The 20,130-nt window shown below is 53.5% G+C and carries 17 protein-coding genes, 1 tRNA gene and 1 pseudogene; 10 read left to right on the top strand and 9 right to left on the bottom strand.

The features are described from left to right. Positions 1-10: 10 nt before the first annotated feature. The 3 genes from V5S80_RS03465 to acnA all read right to left on the bottom strand — a co-directional run bounded on the left by V5S80_RS03465 (position 11) and on the right by acnA (position 3,852). Positions 11-280 carry an ACT domain-containing protein gene (locus V5S80_RS03465; RefSeq protein ID WP_395169314.1) on the bottom strand — a complete coding sequence of 90 codons (270 nt, stop codon included), beginning with the start codon at positions 278-280 and terminating at the stop codon, positions 11-13. A 188-nt stretch (positions 281-468) separates the two neighbouring features. Further along, on the bottom strand, positions 469-1,029 hold the full coding sequence (locus V5S80_RS03470; RefSeq protein WP_395169315.1) for a TetR/AcrR family transcriptional regulator: 561 nt from the start codon (positions 1,027-1,029) through the stop codon (positions 469-471). Positions 1,030-1,059: 30 nt separating this feature from the next. Continuing rightward, entirely contained in the window at positions 1,060-3,852 is a 2,793-nt protein-coding gene (acnA, locus tag V5S80_RS03475) for an aconitate hydratase AcnA (RefSeq protein WP_395169316.1), read from the bottom strand. Positions 3,853-4,319: 467 nt separating this feature from the next. On the opposite strand from acnA, the gene V5S80_RS03480 reads away from it, so the two are divergent. From V5S80_RS03480 to V5S80_RS03490, 3 genes are all read left to right on the top strand, one after another. Beyond that, on the top strand, positions 4,320-4,460 hold the full coding sequence (locus tag V5S80_RS03480) for a hypothetical protein (protein ID WP_395169317.1): 141 nt from the start codon (positions 4,320-4,322) through the stop codon (positions 4,458-4,460). Positions 4,461-4,610: 150 nt separating this feature from the next. Continuing rightward, positions 4,611-6,752, top strand: coding sequence for an NlpC/P60 family protein (locus V5S80_RS03485; RefSeq protein ID WP_395169318.1), 2,142 nt, complete (start codon positions 4,611-4,613; stop codon positions 6,750-6,752). A gap of 249 nt (positions 6,753-7,001) precedes the next feature. Continuing rightward, on the top strand, positions 7,002-8,087 hold the full coding sequence (locus V5S80_RS03490) for a ferrochelatase (protein ID WP_395169455.1): 1,086 nt from the start codon (positions 7,002-7,004) through the stop codon (positions 8,085-8,087). A 19-nt stretch (positions 8,088-8,106) separates the two neighbouring features. On the opposite strand, the gene V5S80_RS03495 is transcribed toward V5S80_RS03490, so the two are convergent. Beyond that, a complete protein-coding gene (locus tag V5S80_RS03495; RefSeq protein ID WP_395169319.1) occupies positions 8,107-8,883 on the bottom strand; it encodes a hypothetical protein in 777 nt (258 codons plus the stop codon). A 149-nt stretch (positions 8,884-9,032) separates the two neighbouring features. Between V5S80_RS03495 and V5S80_RS03500 the strand changes: the two genes are divergently transcribed. From V5S80_RS03500 to V5S80_RS03510, 3 genes are all read left to right on the top strand, one after another. Continuing rightward, positions 9,033-9,860, top strand: a complete 828-nt coding sequence (locus V5S80_RS03500) for a DUF3097 domain-containing protein (RefSeq protein WP_395169320.1) — start codon at positions 9,033-9,035, stop codon at positions 9,858-9,860. 81 nt (positions 9,861-9,941) lie between these two features. Further along, positions 9,942-10,382, top strand: a complete 441-nt coding sequence (locus V5S80_RS03505; RefSeq protein ID WP_395169321.1) for an NfeD family protein — start codon at positions 9,942-9,944, stop codon at positions 10,380-10,382. Beyond that, positions 10,379-11,611 (top strand): SPFH domain-containing protein, encoded by a 1,233-nt coding sequence (locus tag V5S80_RS03510; RefSeq protein WP_395169322.1) that lies wholly within the window; start codon positions 10,379-10,381, stop codon positions 11,609-11,611. Before V5S80_RS03505 ends, V5S80_RS03510 begins: the two co-directional genes overlap by 4 nt. Here the strand turns inward: V5S80_RS03510 and V5S80_RS03515 are convergent, their stop codons facing one another. The 3 genes from V5S80_RS03515 to V5S80_RS03525 form a co-directional block, all read right to left on the bottom strand. Next, complete coding sequence (locus V5S80_RS03515) at positions 11,612-12,178, bottom strand: MarR family transcriptional regulator (protein ID WP_395169456.1); 567 nt, start codon at positions 12,176-12,178, stop codon at positions 11,612-11,614. It abuts the gene before it with no gap. 52 nt (positions 12,179-12,230) lie between these two features. Further along, on the bottom strand, positions 12,231-12,974 hold the full coding sequence (locus tag V5S80_RS03520; protein ID WP_395169323.1) for a TVP38/TMEM64 family protein: 744 nt from the start codon (positions 12,972-12,974) through the stop codon (positions 12,231-12,233). A gap of 235 nt (positions 12,975-13,209) precedes the next feature. Continuing rightward, positions 13,210-13,295: transfer RNA gene (locus V5S80_RS03525), tRNA-Leu, on the bottom strand. 236 nt (positions 13,296-13,531) lie between these two features. Between V5S80_RS03525 and V5S80_RS03530 the strand changes: the two genes are divergently transcribed. Further along, on the top strand, positions 13,532-14,134 hold the full coding sequence (locus V5S80_RS03530) for a YbhB/YbcL family Raf kinase inhibitor-like protein (protein ID WP_395169324.1): 603 nt from the start codon (positions 13,532-13,534) through the stop codon (positions 14,132-14,134). Positions 14,135-14,199: 65 nt separating this feature from the next. On the opposite strand, the gene V5S80_RS03535 is transcribed toward V5S80_RS03530, so the two are convergent. Continuing rightward, entirely contained in the window at positions 14,200-15,336 is a 1,137-nt protein-coding gene (locus V5S80_RS03535) for a quinone-dependent dihydroorotate dehydrogenase (protein ID WP_395169457.1), read from the bottom strand. A gap of 32 nt (positions 15,337-15,368) precedes the next feature. Further along, positions 15,369-16,550 (bottom strand): YncE family protein, encoded by a 1,182-nt coding sequence (locus tag V5S80_RS03540; RefSeq protein WP_395169325.1) that lies wholly within the window; start codon positions 16,548-16,550, stop codon positions 15,369-15,371. 420 nt (positions 16,551-16,970) lie between these two features. On the opposite strand from V5S80_RS03540, the gene V5S80_RS03545 reads away from it, so the two are divergent. The 3 genes and pseudogenes from V5S80_RS03545 to V5S80_RS03555 all read left to right on the top strand — a co-directional run bounded on the left by V5S80_RS03545 (position 16,971) and on the right by V5S80_RS03555 (position 20,107). Then, the gene (locus V5S80_RS03545) at positions 16,971-17,798 is read left to right on the top strand and encodes an undecaprenyl-diphosphate phosphatase (protein WP_395169458.1); all 828 of its coding nucleotides are present in this window, start codon (positions 16,971-16,973) and stop codon (positions 17,796-17,798) included. A gap of 34 nt (positions 17,799-17,832) precedes the next feature. Further along, positions 17,833-19,017 (top strand): annotated as a pseudogene (mshC, locus tag V5S80_RS03550) (cysteine--1-D-myo-inosityl 2-amino-2-deoxy-alpha-D-glucopyranoside ligase); the annotation flags it as partial. Between the two features lie 400 nt (positions 19,018-19,417). Further along, on the top strand, positions 19,418-20,107 hold the full coding sequence (locus V5S80_RS03555) for an HAD family hydrolase (RefSeq protein WP_395169326.1): 690 nt from the start codon (positions 19,418-19,420) through the stop codon (positions 20,105-20,107). Positions 20,108-20,130 lie beyond the last annotated feature (23 nt).

Raw genomic sequence — 20,130 nt, forward strand, 5'->3', positions numbered from 1 at the left:
CATCACCAACCTATAGTTCATGCATGGCACGGAAAATAGCCTCTGATTGAAGCCGTATCTTAAGCTTTTGTTCCTTTTCAACAGGTTTCAAAGCTTCTTGGAGCGCACTGAGACTTTGAGAATTCTCGTCGAATTCTACCTGCACAATCATGGTGAAGTATTCACCCATAATCGTTTGCGAAACATTGGTGATATTGGCGTCTACTTCAGCAAGGCGTGTGGATACCGCAGCGATGATTCCGGTGTGATCCAGGCCAGTAACGGTCATGATTGCGATCATGACATACAGAATAGCGGGCGCTAGAGATCATGAAACAAATACGGCGATGAGCTCTTCTGTTGTGAACACGCGACGCGTTACTCACAACACGTCTTCGAGGGCGGTATGCCGGGAACTGGGTGCCACTGGGGCATACGATAGCGACGTGATGCCAAATTGTCCTCAGGTAGCAACCACCCGCCGGCAGATCACTTACGCAGACTATCCTCAAGTAGTCCAAGCGCAAGAAGTAGCTCAGATGGCGTCTCACCAGCCCCAACAGCTGAGAGAACCCCGTCGAACACGACGGTCAGCAGCGAACAGATAACCTCAGGGCTCACATCTGTCCGCATCACGCCATCCTCAATCTGTTGCGCAATCCTCGTCCGTACCGCGTCGTCGATTCGTTTATGTTCACTATTCCAGCGACACCGAAACGACGGATCAGTGCGGATAAGCCGCACGACCTCGAGCTGAGTCAACGCCCACTGATATCCATCAGGATTATCGATGATGCTTCGCATAACATCGATAAGACCGTGAGAGGCAGCGATATCAGCCATGTGAATAGCATCTTCGCGCGCAAGCTCGAAGAAAAGCCCTTGCTTATCACCGAAGTGGTGAAAAATAGCCCCACGGGTACGCCCCGTCGCTTCCTCAAGCCGCCGTACCGTTGCACCTTCGTAGCCAAATTCGGCGAAACAGGTACGAGCGGCGTCGAGGATGCGTGACCTTCTCCGTTCAAGGTCGATGTCGCTGACTTTCGGCATGGTAAATACCGGCTCACAAAGGCAGGGGCCTTAGGACTCTTCGTCCTTCATCATCCGACGCAGGACATACTGAAGGATGCCCCCATTGCGGTAGTAGTCCGCCTCACCCGGTGTGTCGATGCGAACCACGGCGTCGAAGTCCACGGTTTCACCGTTTTCTTTCGTCGCAGTCACCTTCACGGTCTTCGGGGTGATGCCCTTGTTTAGTTCTTCGATTCCCTCAATGTCGTAGGATTCGGTTCCGTCGAGCCCCAACGACTTCCACGACTCACCCTGAGGGAACTGGAGCGGGACAACACCCATTCCGATCAGGTTGGAGCGGTGAATACGCTCGAAAGACTCGGCAATGACAGCCTTGACACCCAGCAGGAGAGTGCCTTTGGCTGCCCAGTCACGAGAGGAGCCTGTGCCATATTCTTTACCACCCAATACGACGAGAGGTGTGTTCTCTTTTTCGTAGTTCAGAGCAGCATCATAGATGAATGACTGCGGGCCACCTTCTTGGGTGAAATCACGGGTATAACCACCGGACACGCCATCAAGAAGCTGATTCTGTAGCCGGATATTGGCGAAAGTACCGCGCACCATGACCTCGTGGTTACCACGACGAGACCCCAAGGAATTGTAATCCTTACGAGCCACGCCCATAGAATCCAGGTACTGCGCTGCTGGAGTGCCGGGTTTAATTGCCGATGCTGGCGAGATGTGGTCAGTCGTTACCGAATCACCGAGCAAGGCAAGGACTCGTGCTCCCTTGACGTCTTCGACCGGATCGGGTTCGACGGACATCCCGTCGAAGTATGGTGCGCGCCGAATGTAGGAAGACTCATCGTTCCACGCGAAGGTTTCACCATCCGGGGTATCGAGGTTTTGCCAGCGCTCGTCTCCAGCGAAGACATCTTGGTAGTCGGATTCGTACATCTCCCGGGAAATGCTGGCTTCAATGGTGGATTCAATTTCTTCGGTGGAGGGCCAGATGTCCTTGAGATAGACATCATTACCGTCCTGGTCCTGACCGAGCGGCTGCTCATCGAAATCAAAGTCCATCGTTCCGGCGATGGCGTACGCAATAACAAGGATCGGTGACGCAAGATAGTTCATCTTAACGTCAGGGGAGATTCGGCCTTCGAAGTTGCGGTTACCCGACAGAACAGCTGTGGCAGCAAGGTCAGCCTGGTTAATAGCCTGTGAGATCTCAGCAGGCAAAGGGCCTGAGTTACCGATACAGGTAGCACAGCCAAAGCCAGAGAGATAGAAGCCCAATGCTTCCAGGTCTTTCCAGAGATCTGCACGTTCGAAGTACCCATTGACAACCTGAGAACCGGGAGCGCAAATGGTCTTCACCCACGGTTTCGCACGCAAGCCCTTCTCAGTAGCCTTGCGTGCAAGGAGCCCAGCACCCACCATGACGGACGGGTTTGAGGTGTTGGTACACGAGGTGATCGACGCGATGGCAACCATGCCGTGATCAAGGGTGTATTCGCCACCGGCCGGGGATTTTACAACGATCGGAGAGGACGGACGGCCGTCAGCGCCTTCAGCCGCTGACTCCCCGCGGCCTTCTCGAGACTCATTATAGTCGGCGACGTCTTCCTTCGACGGCGCATCAGCCTCGATAATATCTTTGACCTCGCCATCACTGTAGTTGTGAAGGTCCTTGCGGAACTGGGCCTTGGAATCAGTGAGCTGAATGCGATCCTGCGGGCGTTTGGGGCCAGCAATTGAGGCCACGACAGTCGATAGGTCAAGCTCGAGGTATTCAGAGTATTCGGCCTCACGCGTATTCTCGTCAAGCCACATGCCTTGTTCTTTAGCGTAGGCCTCAACCAACGCACATTTTTCCTCCGAACGTCCAGTCAAGCGTAAATACTTGATTGTTTCATCATCGATAGGGAAAATAGCGGCTGTCGAACCGAATTCCGGCGACATATTACCAATGGTGGCACGGTTCGCAAGGGGCACGGAGGACACGCCCTGGCCATAGAATTCGACAAACTTGCCCACAACACCGTGTTGGCGAAGCATATCGGTAATGGTCAGCACGACGTCAGTCGCAGTAACGCCTGCCGGAATCTCACCCGTGAGTTTGAATCCCACCACACGCGGAACCAACATAGAGACTGGCTGCCCAAGCATGGCAGCCTCGGCCTCAATGCCACCAACACCCCAACCAAGAATTCCTAGACCATTCTCCATCGTCGTGTGAGAGTCGGTGCCGATGCAGGTGTCAGGATAGGCCAGGCCATCCCGGTCAAACACGACCCGAGCCAGATATTCGATGTTGACCTGGTGGACGATGCCCGTTCCCGGAGGAACAACCCGGAAGTTATCAAAAGCACCAGTGCCCCAACGTAAGAACTTGTACCGTTCATCGTTACGCTGATACTCGATCTCAACATTCTTCTCAATAGCATCCTCAGATCCAAATGCTTCAATAATCACTGAGTGGTCGATTACCATTTCAGCTGGATTGAGGGGGTTAACAGATTCCGCTTTGCCACCAAGGGTAACCACAGCGTCACGAATGGTTGCAAGATCGACAATACAGGCGACGCCCGTAAAGTCCTGCATAAGAACACGTGCTGGGGTGAACTGAATCTCCGTATCGGGTTCAGCACTAGGATCCCAATTAGCAATCGCCGAGATATGGTCAGCGGTCGTATTCTTGCCATCCTCATTTCGGAGGAGGTTTTCCCCCAAGACCTTAAGGGAGTATGGCAACTTTTCCATACCGGGCACAGCAGACAGACGATAATAGGTGTACGACGTATCACCGACTGTCAGTGTCGACTTGGCATTGAAGGAGTTCTTACTTTCTGTCACAGCGAGCTCCAGTCCTCTTCTTTCTGTTCTGTCAGGGGTTGTAGACCTCAGCAATATGCCAAGAAGCTACGGAACGTCATGATTCCTCGTGATCCATTGTGTCAGCATCAGGGTTGGTCGTGTCCAATACCCCAAACCCCGTTCTCAGGGCCCCACAGCATGGGGAGTTCTCTCGCATATTGCAGCACGAATTTTAACAGTACACCCGTACTGTGAGCGAATTGACCGCACCTTTTACCCCCACGTATTAACGGCTACTTTTTTCGCGACAGACACTCGATATTCAAGACGACACGCCGATATAACTAAGTTTGTGTTGTAAATCACACCTTGTGATAGGTTGACAATTTTCCCAGGTCCTACCCCTGCATGACTGTCAGGTCAGGGTGTGAAACTTGTTTTTTGTGTGATTAGAGTTTCCCCAGTGGTGTAAGTGTTCTACGGTGGCATTGTAAAAGAATAGAGCTATGCATCGAGATTCAGTAGTCAACCCTGAGGCTGGAATTTTCTACATGAAGATCCGCATCGCCCGGACATGCGGGGAAGTATGTCCGGGCGATGCGGAAAACTCGACACTAACGGATAATGTCCTCCACAGATACGGCTAGCATCCACGGTCAAAGGTGAACACTTGACAGGGGCATCACACACTATCCTCACGCTCGATGTTTTTAACCCAGGAGCAAGGGCATAGCCCCTCGACTAAAGCTCGCACGCATGGCAAAACAAGGATTGTTTTCGATCAAAGGAGAAATGGCGTGGTAGACCGCAGGGCCTTCCGGACGACCCGTCCGCGACACGCACATACCCGGCTCGCCGCTGTTTTGCTGTGCACTGGACTAGGGGTGACCTCTGCTCCCCATGCCATCGCGGCCCCTCACAACAATCCCAATTCCGTTGCATCGCTCGCCAATGATCTATCCCAAGCGCAAAAAAAGCTGACCGACCTACAGAACGAGCAAGGCGGTATTCGTCAAGAGGCAAACAAGACGGTCTTTGAGCTTGACGAAGCCACCACAGGCGCAAACGATGCTCAGAGGAAAGTCGTCGAGGCGCGCGCACGCTTGGATAAGTCACAAAAGGATGTCGAAGCTGCCCAAAACAAACTCAATTCCCTCTCACGTTCTCAGTACACCCAGGGTCAAGATTCTAATGCGGTGACGATAGCGGCAGGAAAGGATGCGGTCGCGAGTACTCTCGACCGCGCATCGTATTTACGTACCGAGGCTGACAAACAGCGCAAGGTCGTTTCCCAGCTCGATAAGGTCCGTACTCAGGCTGCCAATGAGGAATCCTCACTACGTAAACTCCTTGCTGAAGCAACAGCCAAGCGTGATGACGCGAAAAAGTCTAAAGATAAAGCTCTTGAAGCAATTCAGACAGCATCAAGAAAGGCTGCAGATCTTCACAAAGCCATTACAGAAGCTGAAGCGCGAAAGAATGAGATCCAGTCACGGCTCGATGAGGTAAAAGGGAATAAGGGTGCTTCACCGGCAGACTCAGCCACACCGCTGGCTTCCTCCGAATCTGAAAATGGTGGACCACAGCCGCCTAACGCCTCCACGCCTAACGATCCAACATCTGCTGGGGGAAATCCCACCAATAGCAACTCCACCGGGCAGTCAACTCCAACGGCACCCGATAGCCAGGCACCCGTCACGTCCGATTCAGAGCACACCTCGCCTACACCATCTCATGAGGACAAAGGCGACCATGGAGTTGACTATGCCGCTGCCGATGATGCCGACAAGGAACGGGCTACCGCGGCCGCTGACGCAAAGAAGAAAGCCGATAGTGCTCTCGCTGCCGCGAAAGATGCCAAGGACAAGGAAGACAAGGGTGACCCTACTGCCGATCAGGCGCGGGAACTCGCAGCGAACCTTGCCACCATTGCATCGGAAGCTGTTAAGCGGGTTGAAGAGTTAACCGAAAAACTTCGCCAGTTACTCGGCTCGGCATCCGATGCCTCATCTAACGATGCCGACAAAGCGCTCATCGGTCTAACATCAAGTGGGTTAGCAGCACTGGCAGCCGGACTCAAGGCATCACAACATGGCGATGATCCCGTCACCGCCGCAGTTCAAAGTGGACAACAAGCTGCCCGCCACGCATGGGATCAGATCAACAATAAACCGAGCAGTAGTCCAAACACGAACCCCACCCCTGAAGGCAATAGTTCGATCAGTAGCCAGGCCAATGGTTCAACGAACGATGACACTGATAATTCGACCGAGAAAAACACAAACAGCGGTGATTCCAGCGCCGATAGCTCAGACCCGGAGTATGGGGCGGTGTCGACCACGTCACAATTGGTCAACGGCCTGAAAAACAATTCCGATGCATTGAATCGTGTGACCGATGGTACCGATCAAGCTTCGATAGCGACCTCCGTGGGAGGTGGCGCCACAACGAACAGTTCGGCAACTGGAACAAACAACAGTGGTGACACTGACCAAAGCGCAACCAGTGGTTCGGCTCAAAGTCGAATCAACGCAGTTATTGCTCGAGCTCAGTCGCAACTGGGTGTGCGGTACTCCTGGGGTGGTGGAAACTACTTCGGACCAACCGTCGGCATTAGAGACGGCGGTATCGCTGACCAATTTGGTGACTACGCTCATACTGGGTTCGACTGCTCCGGGTTGGTTCTCTACGCATTCTACGTTGCTGGCTTTAAGTTGCCTCATTACACAGGGTCCCAATATCAATCAGGAACTCATGTTCCAGCGTCACAGATGAAGCGCGGTGACTTGATTTTCTATGGCCCCAGCGCAAGCCAGCACGTCGCTATCTACTTAGGTAATGACCAGATGATTGAAGCCCCAGAATCCGGATCTGTCGTCAAGATCAGCCCAGTTCGATATGGTGGTATGACACCAAACGTGGTTCGGTTAATCTCATAAACTAGTCTAGGTCTACACTCCACACGTGACGCTAAGGTGACTTTCGCCTACCAAGAAATCATCACGACGCGATCGTATCGTGACCACACCAAAGCATTGCGTGTGTCTTTTATGACTATTGTCTACTAAGAAATTAAGGCTGACGACGTGGCAGGACAAGGCGCCTCGACTATTCGATGCTCGGCATCTGATGGCAACGAGGATGATCGATCAACGACAACCCCGGCAGATGGTAGTCAACATGGCGGTTTGCTAGTCACGAACCGTCCTGTCGACGCTATCGTCGTCGCCTCGTTTGGTGGACCAGAGGGCCCTAGGGACGTTCGCCCCTTCTTGGAAAACGTCACCAGGGGCCGCGGGATCCCATCCGAACGACTCGATGCCGTTGAGAAGCACTACCAGCATTTCAATGGCATAAGCCCCCTCAATGAATTAAATCGCGAGATTATTCAGCACCTTGAAGAAGAACTCCACCGGCAGCATCGCGATCTCCCCATTTACTTCGCAAATCGCAATTGGCACCCCTTATGGAACGACACCATCGAAAAAATGGCCGCCGATGGCGTACGCCACGCCCTCGTATTTATCACCTCCGCGTGGGCGGGGTACTCTGGCTGCCGTCAATATGATGAAGATATCGAAAAGGCGCGCGAACATTGCCATCACCGTGGGATCACACCGCCAGATCTGACGAGACTTCGCCAGTTTCACGACCACCCGGAGTTTATCGACGCCGAGGCAGAAGCCATTCAGGACGCCCTCAATAGGATCCCATCTGACAGGAGAGAGCACTGTCGTATCGTTTTCACCGCACATTCCATCCCGCTGTCCGCGGATAAAGAGTCCGGAAATCCGGATGATGGCGACTATCTGTATTCACGGCAAATCCACGAGTCCGCGCGGCTAACCGCATCCAGGTTAGGCATCACAGACGCAGATTACGACGTCGTCTGGCAATCGCGATCTGGCCCTCCGCAGATTCCATGGTTAGAACCGGATATCGTCGATCATATTTCGGCACTCCACGACCGCGGGATACCTGCCGCAGTCGTATCACCCATCGGTTTCGTCTCCGACCACGTTGAAGTTATATGGGACCTTGATACAGAGCTTGCACACGAAGCGCGAGACTTCACTATGGTCATCGAACGTGCCGCCACCGTTGGCCCCACAAAGCGTTTTACACGAATGATCATCGACTTAATCGATGAATACATGGAAGGCCGCGAGCCAACCCGACTAGGTACCGAACCTCAGCAAGGGTACACACTCAATGGGGCCCCGTATCGTGAGAAGCCGACAGAATATCCCAATACTCATCGAGTACACAGGTAATTCTGGTACACAAGGCAGTCTACTTGACTTCTCGGCACAGTTCGCGAACCGCATAGTCCATCGATGCTGTCCGAGCGTGTCGAATCACCGTGAGCAACGGAAGGATGTGTGTATCCCACGTTGTACCAGTAGGTATGGAACGAACTGTATCTACTATTGCTGAAAGATAGTCGGCCCGGGACGCCAGTTTCTCTGCTCTCACATTAAAGCTCGCCGGAAACTCGGCAACGTCATAAAAATCCTTCACGGTTCCTACACGACGCCGCACATCCAGGAGGTGGGGAGTTCCTGCATGCATGGAAGAAACCATCGACGCCGCCGTCCTTGTCGCCTCAGACAGAGCCAAATCAGCCTCACCGATAGACATAGCAGGTGGTCCCATGGCCTCAGCGCCAATAGGGGTCATCGTTAAACGAGGGGCCCCATCGGTTCGAGCCGGGACCACTAGCACCCGGGAATCGGGATGACCAGATGACATGATAAGCCCGGCCCCAGCGTTAAAAATCGCAGTCTGGGCATCAGGATGCTCAGGCATCGGCGGAGGATCGCCAGCATCAGCAAGAACAATACGCACGAGAGGATCATCAGAAGAATGATTCACGCACTCCGATACACTTCCTCGGAGACGACCAAGAAAGGAAACCATCTCATTTCTCGGAAGCGGATAAAGATTGTGCCATGCATCAATGGTGTCATCAGTGGATGCTTCTCCGACGAGCCAGAAAGCGGTCCATGCTGCTAGGCGATGAATCCGGGCCCATTCCCGTTGCAGGTTCCGAACTGTTGACACACCCATGGCGTGATACCATAGCACCTGTTCATGCCATCATGATGTGACAACTGCACAGTAGGGTAAGACCTCATAGAGATGATAGTGGCGCAGGTGGCTGGTGATAGACAATCCTTCTCACTAGCAGTGCAGTTTCCGTCGGTAGACTGCTAGTTATGAGTTCTGATGACCGCTATTCAGGGGATATTTTTGCTGGTCACGCACGTTCCATACCCCGAAAATACCCCGAAATCCCTGCTCAACCAGGCATTGTCGTGGAAGATCTCGGTACTGGCTACGTTGGAGCAATTGTAGGGTTTGAGCGAACATACGATGGTGATTTCATTCGCTTAGAGGATCGAGAGCGTCGCACACGCTTATTCAAACTGCGTGAAGGTGCCTTCCTCTATGAAGGAAAACCCGTGAGCGTGGTCCGCTATATTCCTCCCAAGGAACCTCGCCAGCACCAGAGTGCTTCCGGATCACGGCGCGTGGATAATCTGCGGGCTAAGGTAGCCGCCCCCTCACGAATCTGGGTCGAAGGAGTTCATGACGCAGCAATCGTTGAACGCATTTGGGGCCATGATCTTCGCGTCGAAGGAATAGTTGTCGAATATCTCGAAGGTCTTGACAATGCGCCCGAACGGGTAGCGGACTTTCATCCCACCCCCGAACGACGTATCGGGATCCTTGCCGATCACCTTGTCGACGGCTCAAAAGAGTCTCGGATCGTAGAAGATCTTGGTCAGAACGTTATGGTCACTGGCCATCCTTTTATCGACATTTGGGCCGCCGTCAAACCGTCATCAGTTGGAATTCGGGCCTGGCCTGACATTCCCTACGGAGAAGACTGGAAGACCGGCGTGTGTCAGCGGCTTGGCTGGTCGGACCCGAAAGAAGGCTGGAACCGGGTATATAACAGTGTGAATTCCTTCCGTGATATTGATTCAACACTCATTGGCGCCGTAGAACGACTCGTGGATTTCGTGACTGTAGGCCCCTAATAGCACTGGGCAATGTCTGCGGTGAGAGACTTCCCCGACGCGTGTCAAACCCGAAAATAGCCATTCGGTAGGCTAGATATCGTGAATGCCTTAGCGTGGTTTGTCGGTGCAGTGGTCCTGGCTTCCCTGGAGCTTCTCGGTGGCGATTTCGCTTTGATCATGCTTTCAGGCGGTGCTCTTGCTGCGGCTGGAGTCTCTCTCCTCCACGCACCGTTGTGGCTTTCAGTCGCCGTGTTTGCGCTCGTCTCATTAGCGCTGTTGTTTATTGCCCGGCCTTTCTTCAAACGTCGTCTGGTCGAGAAGACAGAAACAGCCGATTTTTCTCCTCAGGCATTAGTCGGAACAACTGGTGAAACAATTGAACGAATTTCGGGTTCCTCAGGCATAGTTAAGATCGATGGTAGCTTATGGTCTGCGCGAAGTTCCTTCAACGGTGACATATTCGAGACGGGGGAGTACGTGGTCATCAGCCATATTGAAGGCAATACAGCTTTTGTCATAGAAAGGAGGGCTAATTCATGAATTCTGGTGCTATCGTGATCGCGGTCATCATCGCGATCATTGTGCTGATCATGATGAAGTCAATAAAAGTGGTTCCGCAAGGGACAGCAGCAGTAATCGAGCGATTAGGGCGGTACACGAAGACCGTCGAAGGCGGAATTACTTTTCTCATTCCATTCATTGACCGCGTTCGATCCCGTGTGGATACTCGTGAACGTGTCGTTAGTTTTCCACCCCAGGCTGTGATCACACAGGACAACCTCACCGTCGCGATCGATACCGTCGTCACGTTTCAAATTAATGATCCGATGCATTCGATTTATGGGGTTGATAACTATCTCACTGGTGTAGAACAAACCACCACCGCTACGCTTCGTGACGTCGTCGGAGGGATGACGCTGGAAGAAACACTGACGTCACGCGAAGTGATTAACCGTCGTCTTCGCGGCGAACTCGATAATGCCACAGCAAAATGGGGACTGCGTATTAGTCGAGTCGAGCTGAAAGCCATTGATCCGCCTCCATCGATCCAACAGTCGATGGAGAAACAGATGAAGGCTGACCGCGAGAAGCGTGCCATGATTCTGACTGCAGAAGGTCAGCGCGAGGCAGATATCAAGACGGCAGAGGGCGAGAAGCAAGCGCGCATCTTAGCCGCTGAGGGTGAAAAACATGCAGCAATTTTGCAGGCAGAGGCTGAGCGGCACGCTGAAATTCTTCGTGCTGAAGGGCAACGTGCCGCGCAGTATTTGCGTGCTCAAGGTGAGGCTCGGTCCATCCGTAAAATCAATGCGGCGATTAAAACATCACAAGTCACTCCCGATGTGTTGGCTTTCCAATATCTCCAGAAACTCCCTGAGATGGCTGAAGGTTCCGCAAATAAGATGTGGCTAATCCCATCACAGTTCGGCGATGCGCTGGAAATGTTCACAAAGCAGTTTTCCGATAAGGATGCCGACGGTGTGTTCCGGTACGAGGCGCCTGAGGTTAATGAGGAGACTAAGGCAGAGGCTGCTACTGACGACGATGACGATTGGTTCGCCACGCAGTCTGCACCGGAAATCGCACAAGCTGTCGCCGAAGCTAATGCAGTGGCGAATAAGACGGTCGACAACCCCCTCGAGAGTGCGTTGGCCGCTAAGCGCAGCACTGCGCGAAAGCTCAGTGAAAACGATGAGGCTGCACCCCGTGACAGCATCATGAGCGATGGCGTCAGCGTCCACGACGCAGAACAGCAGAAGGACGAGTAGCTACAGTCTTTCTGCTCGGGTGAGTAGGTGGACGGCAAGGTCCCATCCTGCCTGTTCAGCCTGCCATCCCGCTGCAACAAGCCGCTGTGACATTGCTTGCTTCGAGATTCCTAGCTCAGTCGCCGCATCATTTTGTGTATACCCTTGGCGCATGAGTGCGGTCGCTTCCCGTCCTTCTTGTGTCCGACGCGTAAGGACGTGGCCGATGAGAGAAAAGGCTGCTGAGATATCTGAGGCAAGTTCTGTGCTCGACATTGATGAATCATGAGAAATCGTCGCTATTGCAGCCCCTACTGTACCGCCCCGCTTACCTGTGCACCCACGAGCAACGACCGCTGGGTCATGGCCGCCAATACCGATTCCAAGGGCCCAATCACCAGCAGAGAGAAAAGCCATGACCACTTGTGCTTCAGACTCTGGATCGCGAGTTAGCAAGGAAATATCCTCAACACCTTCAACCTGTGATGTAAGAACTCCTGGCAGTTGCTTCATTGCCTCTGCACTATTTTTGACGTAGTCCGCACGTCTCATTGTGCGTCCACGGAACCGGGCATGCACTGCGAACAGGGGAGAAGTCGATGTCCCGCGCTTCTGAGCCGATGTCATAGAGTCAAGGATACTACCTTGTCATTTTCTGGTGCGATGTCGCTCTTTCTTTCGATTTCACCAGGTCCAGAATCAACCCCGCTAGTCCGATGGTAAAGAGCACAACGCTGATAATGACGGTTCTCAGGTTGGCATGCCCAGTCGCTGCATCACCAATTAGCACTGTAGCGATAGTCCCTGGTGCCGAGCCCACCACCGTAGCGAGAGTAAACGGGAGCGCTCTTATCGAGGACACCGCACATAGGTAATTCAACACTGAAAAAGGAACAGCTGCGATCATCCGCAAAGATCCCACTGCAAGCCAACCACGGCGTTGCAGGTGGGCATTAACTCGATGCACGGCAGGGTAGGTGAGACGCGATTGAACCCAGTCACGGCCTAGGTATCGGATCACTGTTAACGACACAAGAGCCGAACAGCCCGTCGAGACGAGTGCGACACCAATCCCGACGAGTGGACCAAAGAGCACACCACAGCTGAGGGTAAACACGGTCCGGGGGATCGGAAATTGGGTAACAAGGATATAGAGGGCTGAGAAGGCAAGGGGAAACCACCATCCAGCTTCTGCTGACCAACGTCGAAAGGCATTCACCGAGGGGAGAGGAACTATAAATAAGGTAACGGGGACAAGTACGAGGACAGCGATACTCCCTATCTGATGGAGTAGTTTCCAGTGCAGCCACCGTCGGAAACCGCCGCTGACCGCCGCAGCGACAGATGTGAGCAGACGTACCGCCGCACCTATACCTGTTATCACGACATCACAACGTCCAGATACGTGATTTTGTTCTGAAGCCTGGGTTTTTACGGTGTCGGCTCGTTTCATAGCGTGAGCAAGCCTACCTCCACGTGGATAGGGCACGGAAATAGGTCACCAGCCTAGCGGACTGGGCGGTCGCAGAACATGGACACGATGTGCATGAGGACCATAGGTACTGAAATGAGAAAACCCCGGATTCTCAATCAATGATGAGAATCCGGGGTTCATAATGTGTCCGGAGGGGGACTTGAACCCCCACGCCCGTTAATAGGGCACTAGCACCTCAAGCTAGCGCGTCTGCCATTCCGCCACCCGGACGAGGTGAAGAACCAGCAATCAGCTGAGCACGAAGAGACACTCTAGCCGTGATATACCTCGTAGACAAATCTGCAGGTCAGGGTTTGCCACTATAGAAGGCAATCTGACCCGGTTCCACCGAAGGACGTAAGATAACGACGATCACGCTTCCGGCGCCCATCATTAGTAGTGATCGACACAATTTCAACGAGGAGAACCTCACTGCAAGACAGCCGATATCCAGGCATACTGGGACTATGACTCATTCACATCACCCCACGGGGAACGCACAAGACCCGACATCCGGCTCCACCGCTACCAGTACGCCCAGTTACGTCGATCCACGTTTCGCTGCAGCCGACCCATACGCATATTTGCCAGATGTCCCTACGTTCCCCCTCAGGAGCGCCACCTTCACATCCGGTGATGAACTGCCAGGCAAACTACAAGGCGCTGATGCGGTTTCCCCACACCTCGCCTGGTCTGATCTGCCCACCGGAACCAAATCACTCGCAATCACGGTCTACGACCCCGATGCCCCCACAGTTTCTGGCTACTGGCACTGGGCTGTATTCAATCTTCCGGCAAAACTCAAGGAACTCCCAGAGAACGCCGGATCGGAACAAACATCCCTTCTTCCCACGGGAGCGCTCACCCTCAAAGGCGACTCTGGGACACGTGGATACTACGGCGCAAACCCACCCCAAGGACACGGTCCCCACCGCTACCTCTATGCTGTACACGCCGTCGATGTTGAAAAGCTTGATATACCCGACGATGCCACACCTACGATCCTCGGCTTCAACCTCAACTTCCACACGATCGCCCGCTCTATCATTTGGGGATGGGCCGAAAACTAAAAGTTGCGTCCACAACGATGGTTATCTGGTCACGCCCCTACTAACCCCCGCTCATTTCCGAAAGCTCAATCGTGCGAGGCCGGAAGCCAAGGGAGCTCCTTGCCGACAGCCTCAGTAATCGATGCCAAGCCGTGGCGACGTACCTGATCAGCTAAACCACGGTGAATATCACGAATCCAATCCGGGCCTCCATAAATAAAACCGGTGTAACCCTCAAGGAGGCTCGCACCTGCCCCAATACGCTCCCAGGCCTGCTGGGGAGTCTCAATACCGCCCACCGACACAAGCACCAACGAATCACCCACATGTTTGCGCAGTAAACGAAGAACCTCCACCGAACGAGCCGCCACTGGCCGCCCAGATACACCACCAGGTCCCATTGCATCTACTACCGACGACGGGGTTGCTAAAAAGTCACGAGAAATCGTTGTGTTTGTCGCGACGAGCCCTGCTAAGCCCTTCGCTCTCGCCAGATCTGCGACTGCACGGATGTCGTCATCACACAGATCAGGAGCGATTTTCACCAAGACAGGAACACCATCGACCTCATCAACCACCGCATCAACAATCGGCTCCAGTGAGTCCACAGCTTGCAAATCACGCAAGCCTGGGGTATTCGGACTCGACACATTAATCACAACAAAATCTGCATGATGCCCCAGCAATCGAGCAGACAAACGATAATCCTCGGGAGCCTCCTCGATCTGAGTCTTTTTGGTTTTACCGAGGTTAACCGCGATCACATCAGAGCTTCGACGCCGAGAAATCCTCCGCGCGCACGCTACTGCGCCCTCATTGTTAAATCCCATGCGGTTGAGGATCGCGTGATCGCGTTGCAGCCTGAATAGTCGAGGCTGTGGATTGCCAGGTTGCCCATCCGCTGTCACTGTGCCTAACTCGACGAAACCAAACCCTAATGGGGCCCACACATCCGGCGATGTCGCGCTCTTATCAAACCCGGCAGCCAAGCCCAATGGACGAGGAAATCGCACCCCGAAAACGTTTTGTTCCAACACGTCCTCGTGGACTGCCCATGTTTTCTCCACTGCGCGATGTACTATCGGCATGCGCTGTAAAAGACTGAACGCCCTCGTCATTAAAGCGTGAATTGTCTCCGGCTCTAGCCGGAACATCCCCTGCAATGCCAAAGAATAGATCGCGCTCCGAATGGGGTGAGAGCGCCTGCACTCGTTGAGGTCCATATCGATACGACTATCGTTGGTTAATGGCGGCATTACGATTCCTTCTTCACGGCATAGCTGGATTTATGTGAAGCGTCACTGCGCGCCTTATCAATCTGTTCTTTCGGCACATGCTGCACAATTAACGACTGCGGTGAGGCTATCAACAAACCACCATCACTATCAACGACGACGGACTGAGCATCAGCAATCGTCGACATCGTGGCTACTTTGATGGGCACTCCGGAGGAGATGTCATAACCAGTGACGGTATTCTTACCGGTCGATGTCACCCATACAGTGCGTGTTGCAGCGTCCCACGCTACACCCCACGGGGTTGAATCAGTGTGGATTGTTTGATGCTTGCGCAAAATATCATCGGCGGTAAAAACTTCCAGTGAATCCAATGCCGTTGACGATGCCACAACAACGCCATTTTGTCCCCCGGCAATTTTTCCCGCACCTTGACCGATCCGGAGCGATGAACCTTGTTTATTCTCTCCTGGGTAGACACCTGTTAAACTCGACTGCTTTTTATCAAAGATAGCCGCCATTTCTTTGGTTTTTCCTGACGATGCGTCAGGATCGACAAGTAAGGACTGTGCTGCCCCCTCACCGATAGGGACAGTCGTCTCTCCGCCTTGATCGGTGTCTTTGAGGGAGAAATACTTCACTTTTTTCTCTCCAGCAAGAGTCACACTAGCGACGTCCTTTGTCACAACTGCTGTCGTTGCGGTCCCGTCAAGATGGATGTCGCGAGTTTTTATTCCATGCTCATCAAAAACAAGCACATGGTCCTGACAGGCGACGGAATAGCCACCGTCTGCAGCGCGCGAAAGATCTTGACAGTTGTCAGCAAGATCAACAACCGTGGGAGTGCCATCAGTCCAGGCTGACACTGACCCTACAACCATTTTCCCCCCCGATAGCCCTGCAATTGATGGAGCCTCGGATTGACCACTCACCACTAAATCCGTGACTCCCGGTCCCGGAAGTGCAAGTTCACGTGTAGAACCAGCTGGCATCGACGTGCTTGGCACTGATGTAGGGGACACATCCTCCGCTTTGGATGATGTCGCATGATCGTCATTGTGTGAGCAAGCGGCCAGCACTGCAATACTAAGACCGCCGAGGAGGGCGACACTCACGGCGCGGACGCCGACGAGCCCTACGGTGCGGCGCATCTGCGGGGGAGAAATACACATCGTTGGTCCAGTACTACCGTCAGACATCACTCCCGTAACGCTACTACAGCGCAGGAAGCAACAACAGCACAAGAACAGACAACACTGGCCACTGGCCGGGCCGCTACGCTGGAGAGTAAACGGCGAGTCTATAAAGTTGCTAGCCTACTTGCCGTGTCTCTATCCACCTCCGGACTAATCGTCCGGGCTACACGACAGGTAGTTTCTATGGCCGATTCGGCACTGACATCTGCGGCCGGGGTTGCCCGCGATGCTCTCGCACACGTCTTTCACAGCCACCTGACTGGTGGCGCGCTCGCGTCTATTGCGGAACGAGCACACAATGCTGTGCATTTCGTGACGCAGTCTCCACCGTTGTGGCTGTCGAGTGCAGCCCACTCCACCCGAGCAACTGTTGCTGAACATACCCAGACGATTACTCATCTGGCCAGTGCCGGGAACGACACCCACATGACGTGGCTTCAAACCATTATATTGTCCATTATCCAGGGGTTGACGGAGTTTTTACCAGTATCGTCCTCCGGACACCTTCGGATTGTGTCCCAATTGTTGTGGAACCATGACGCTGGAGCGTCATTCACCGCTGTTGTTCAACTGGGTACAGAAGCCGCCGTACTGGTGTTTTTTGCGAAAGATATTTGGCGCATTATCACCGGCTGGTTCGCGGGTATAGCAGATAAATCACGCCGGGGTGATGACTATCGTATGGGCTGGATGGTCATTGTGGGTACCCTTCCCGTGGGAATTGTGGGATATATCCTCAAAGACTTTATCCGCGATAACTTCCGTAACTTGTGGATCACGGCCACGGTTCTCATTCTGTTCTCATTCGTGTTTATTTGGGCTGAAAGGGTTGGACGACATACGCGTGCTGAGAAAGACTTGTCCCTGCGGGATGCTGTCATTATGGGCTGTGCGCAGTGTCTTGCATTGATCCCCGGTGTGTCACGCTCGGGCGGCACGGTCTCTGCGGGTCTTTTCTTGAATCAGGATCGTGAGACTGCAACACGTTTTTCGTTTTTGCTTGCTATTCCAGCGGTTTTAGCTTCTGGGCTGTTCTCTCTGCCGGATGCTTTCCATCCGACTGACGGCCAGATTGCGTCGGGCCCGCAGCTCTTAGTGGGTACAGTGATCGCGTTCGCACTGGGTTATGTGTCTATCGCCTGGTTGCTGAAATTTGTTGCAAACAATTCGTTCGCGTGGTTTGCAATGTATCGAATTCCGGTCGGGCTCATTGTAATGCTTCTTCTCAGTACAGGGGTTATGGCAGCTACTTAAGACGACGTCGTCGCGGGTCCGTAGACTAAGGCTTATGCAGTCTTGGCAGAAACCCCTTGTTGCTGATATGCGCTCTCTTCTAGGAGAGGTCCAGCCTGTTCCTCTCCACATGTGGGATACAGCATCGAGCGACGTCACACCACTGGTCCCGGCTGACGAGGCCACGGTATATGTCTGTGGAATTACACCGTATGACTCAACACACTTGGGGCATGCTGCGACTTACGTCGCGTTTGATGTGTTAAACAGGCAATTACTCGCTAATGGCCATCGGCTGAATTTCGTGCAGAACGTCACCGATGTTGATGATCCCCTCTTTGAGCGGGCACATCGTGACGGTGTCGATTGGAGAGAGCTTGGTGAATCCCAAACCAATTTGTTCCGCCAAGACATGGTGAATCTCGGGGTTATTCCACCGACCTCGTATATTGGCGCAGTGGAGTCTATCCCAGAGGTCATTTCGATGGTGAGCACTCTGCTAGATAACGGATCTGCCTATGTGGTTGATGATCCAACCTATCCAGATGTCTATGCGGACCGGACGGCGACACGGCAGTTCGGGTACGAGTCGCATTACGACGCCCGGACGATGGAGAAGTTTTTCGCGGAGCGTGGTGGCGATCCTGACCGGTCTGGTAAGCGTCATCCACTGGACTCCCTGTTGTGGCGCGCAGAGCGTCCGGGAGAACCAGCGTGGGATTCTCCATTTGGACGCGGTCGCCCGGGGTGGCATATTGAATGCGCTGCTATCGCCGCCCGCTATTTAGGTACGCCTTTTGACGTTCAAGGCGGGGGTTTCGATCTTATTTTCCCGCACCATGAATACTCAGCCGCTCATATTGAGGCGGCATGCGGCATTGAACGTATGGCGGATCATTACATGCATACTGGTCTCATTGCGCTCGGTGGGGTGAAGATGAGTAAGTCATTGGGCAATCTTGTCTTCGTCTCACGATTATGTAGTGCTGGCACTGATCCGTCGTCGATACGGTTGGCTTTGTATGCTGGCCATTATCGCGTGCAACGCAATTGGTCTGATGCACTGCTAGCTGCAGGGTCTCGACGGCTCGCCTTCTGGCGCTCGGCAGTTACCATTGCCAATGGTCACAACGATGCTGATACTGAGGCGCGAGCACGTCGCCTTATCACCGATATCCGTCAGGCTCTCGCAACTGACCTCGATACGCCGACGGCCCTGGATCTTATCGACGCATGGGCGAACATCTTTGTTGATAAGGAAGAAATTTGGAATACCCCCGGCGTTGATGGGAAGAATGCCTATGAATCCCTGTCGGTCCCTGTGCCATGCGCAGCACCGATACACGATAGGGAGCTTGGCGCAGCACAAGGGAAGATAACGATCGTGGATGACGGGAAAGACAGTGTCGCTGACGCTGCATCAGTGGAGCTGGCATCTGCTACAGCAGGTACCCAACGGTGTGGTTCCCATTTACATGCTTCAGGTGAGCTGACTGTTGATATGCTACCGGCAGCTCATCAGCGCGGAAATGATCCTGTCGACCTGTATGCTCATCTCTCACCTGCGGCAGCGCTTGTCGCAGGAGGTGTCGATGCCCTGCTTGGAGTCAAACTTTAACGAGCTCCGTACACTGTATTTCATGCGCGCGATTGCTTGGGATATGGACGGAACTTTGGTTGATACCGAACCACGATGGGGAGTCGCTACCTACGAAATGGCGCGTTTGATGGGCATTGACCTTACACCAGAACAACGAGCTACCACAGTTGGTGGGACTGCAGACAACACGATTTCTCGATGCCTGACATACGCGGGTCAGACTCCGACGCCTGCGTTGATCGGCACGTGGAAAAGGTGGTTTTTTGCCCGTATGGGTGAAATATTATCCAATGGTTTCGATTTTCGTCCTGGTTTTCCGCGTATCCTCGCCGACGTGCACGCCGCAGGTGTTCCGCAAGCATTAGTGACAAATACCGCGCGGGTTTTGGTCACTTGCTGCTTACCTGTGATCGGTGAAGATGTGTTCGACGTAACAGTCGCCGGGGACGAGGTTCCACAGGGCAAGCCTCATCCTGAAGCCTATGTTCGCGCGTGTGAGCTTTTGAACGTTCAGCCTGACGATGTGCTTGTGGTGGAAGACTCTCCAGCGGGAATGGTGGCCGCGCGTACTGCTGGATGTCGTGTGGTTGGTGTTCCGGTCGAACCTGATCTGACATTACCGAGCGGGATTCTCACGCTCAACGAGCTTCGCGGCGTCGATAGTTTTGCTGCGCGTGATGAAGCACCGTGGACTGTTGATGACTTTAGAGACCTATGGAATGAAGTATAAAATGGACACACCGCACTTTGCTG

Origin of the sequence: Corynebacterium sp. PCR 32, from assembly GCF_037464985.1 — a bacterium.
Lineage (GTDB): Bacteria > Actinomycetota > Actinomycetes > Mycobacteriales > Mycobacteriaceae > Corynebacterium > Corynebacterium kroppenstedtii_D.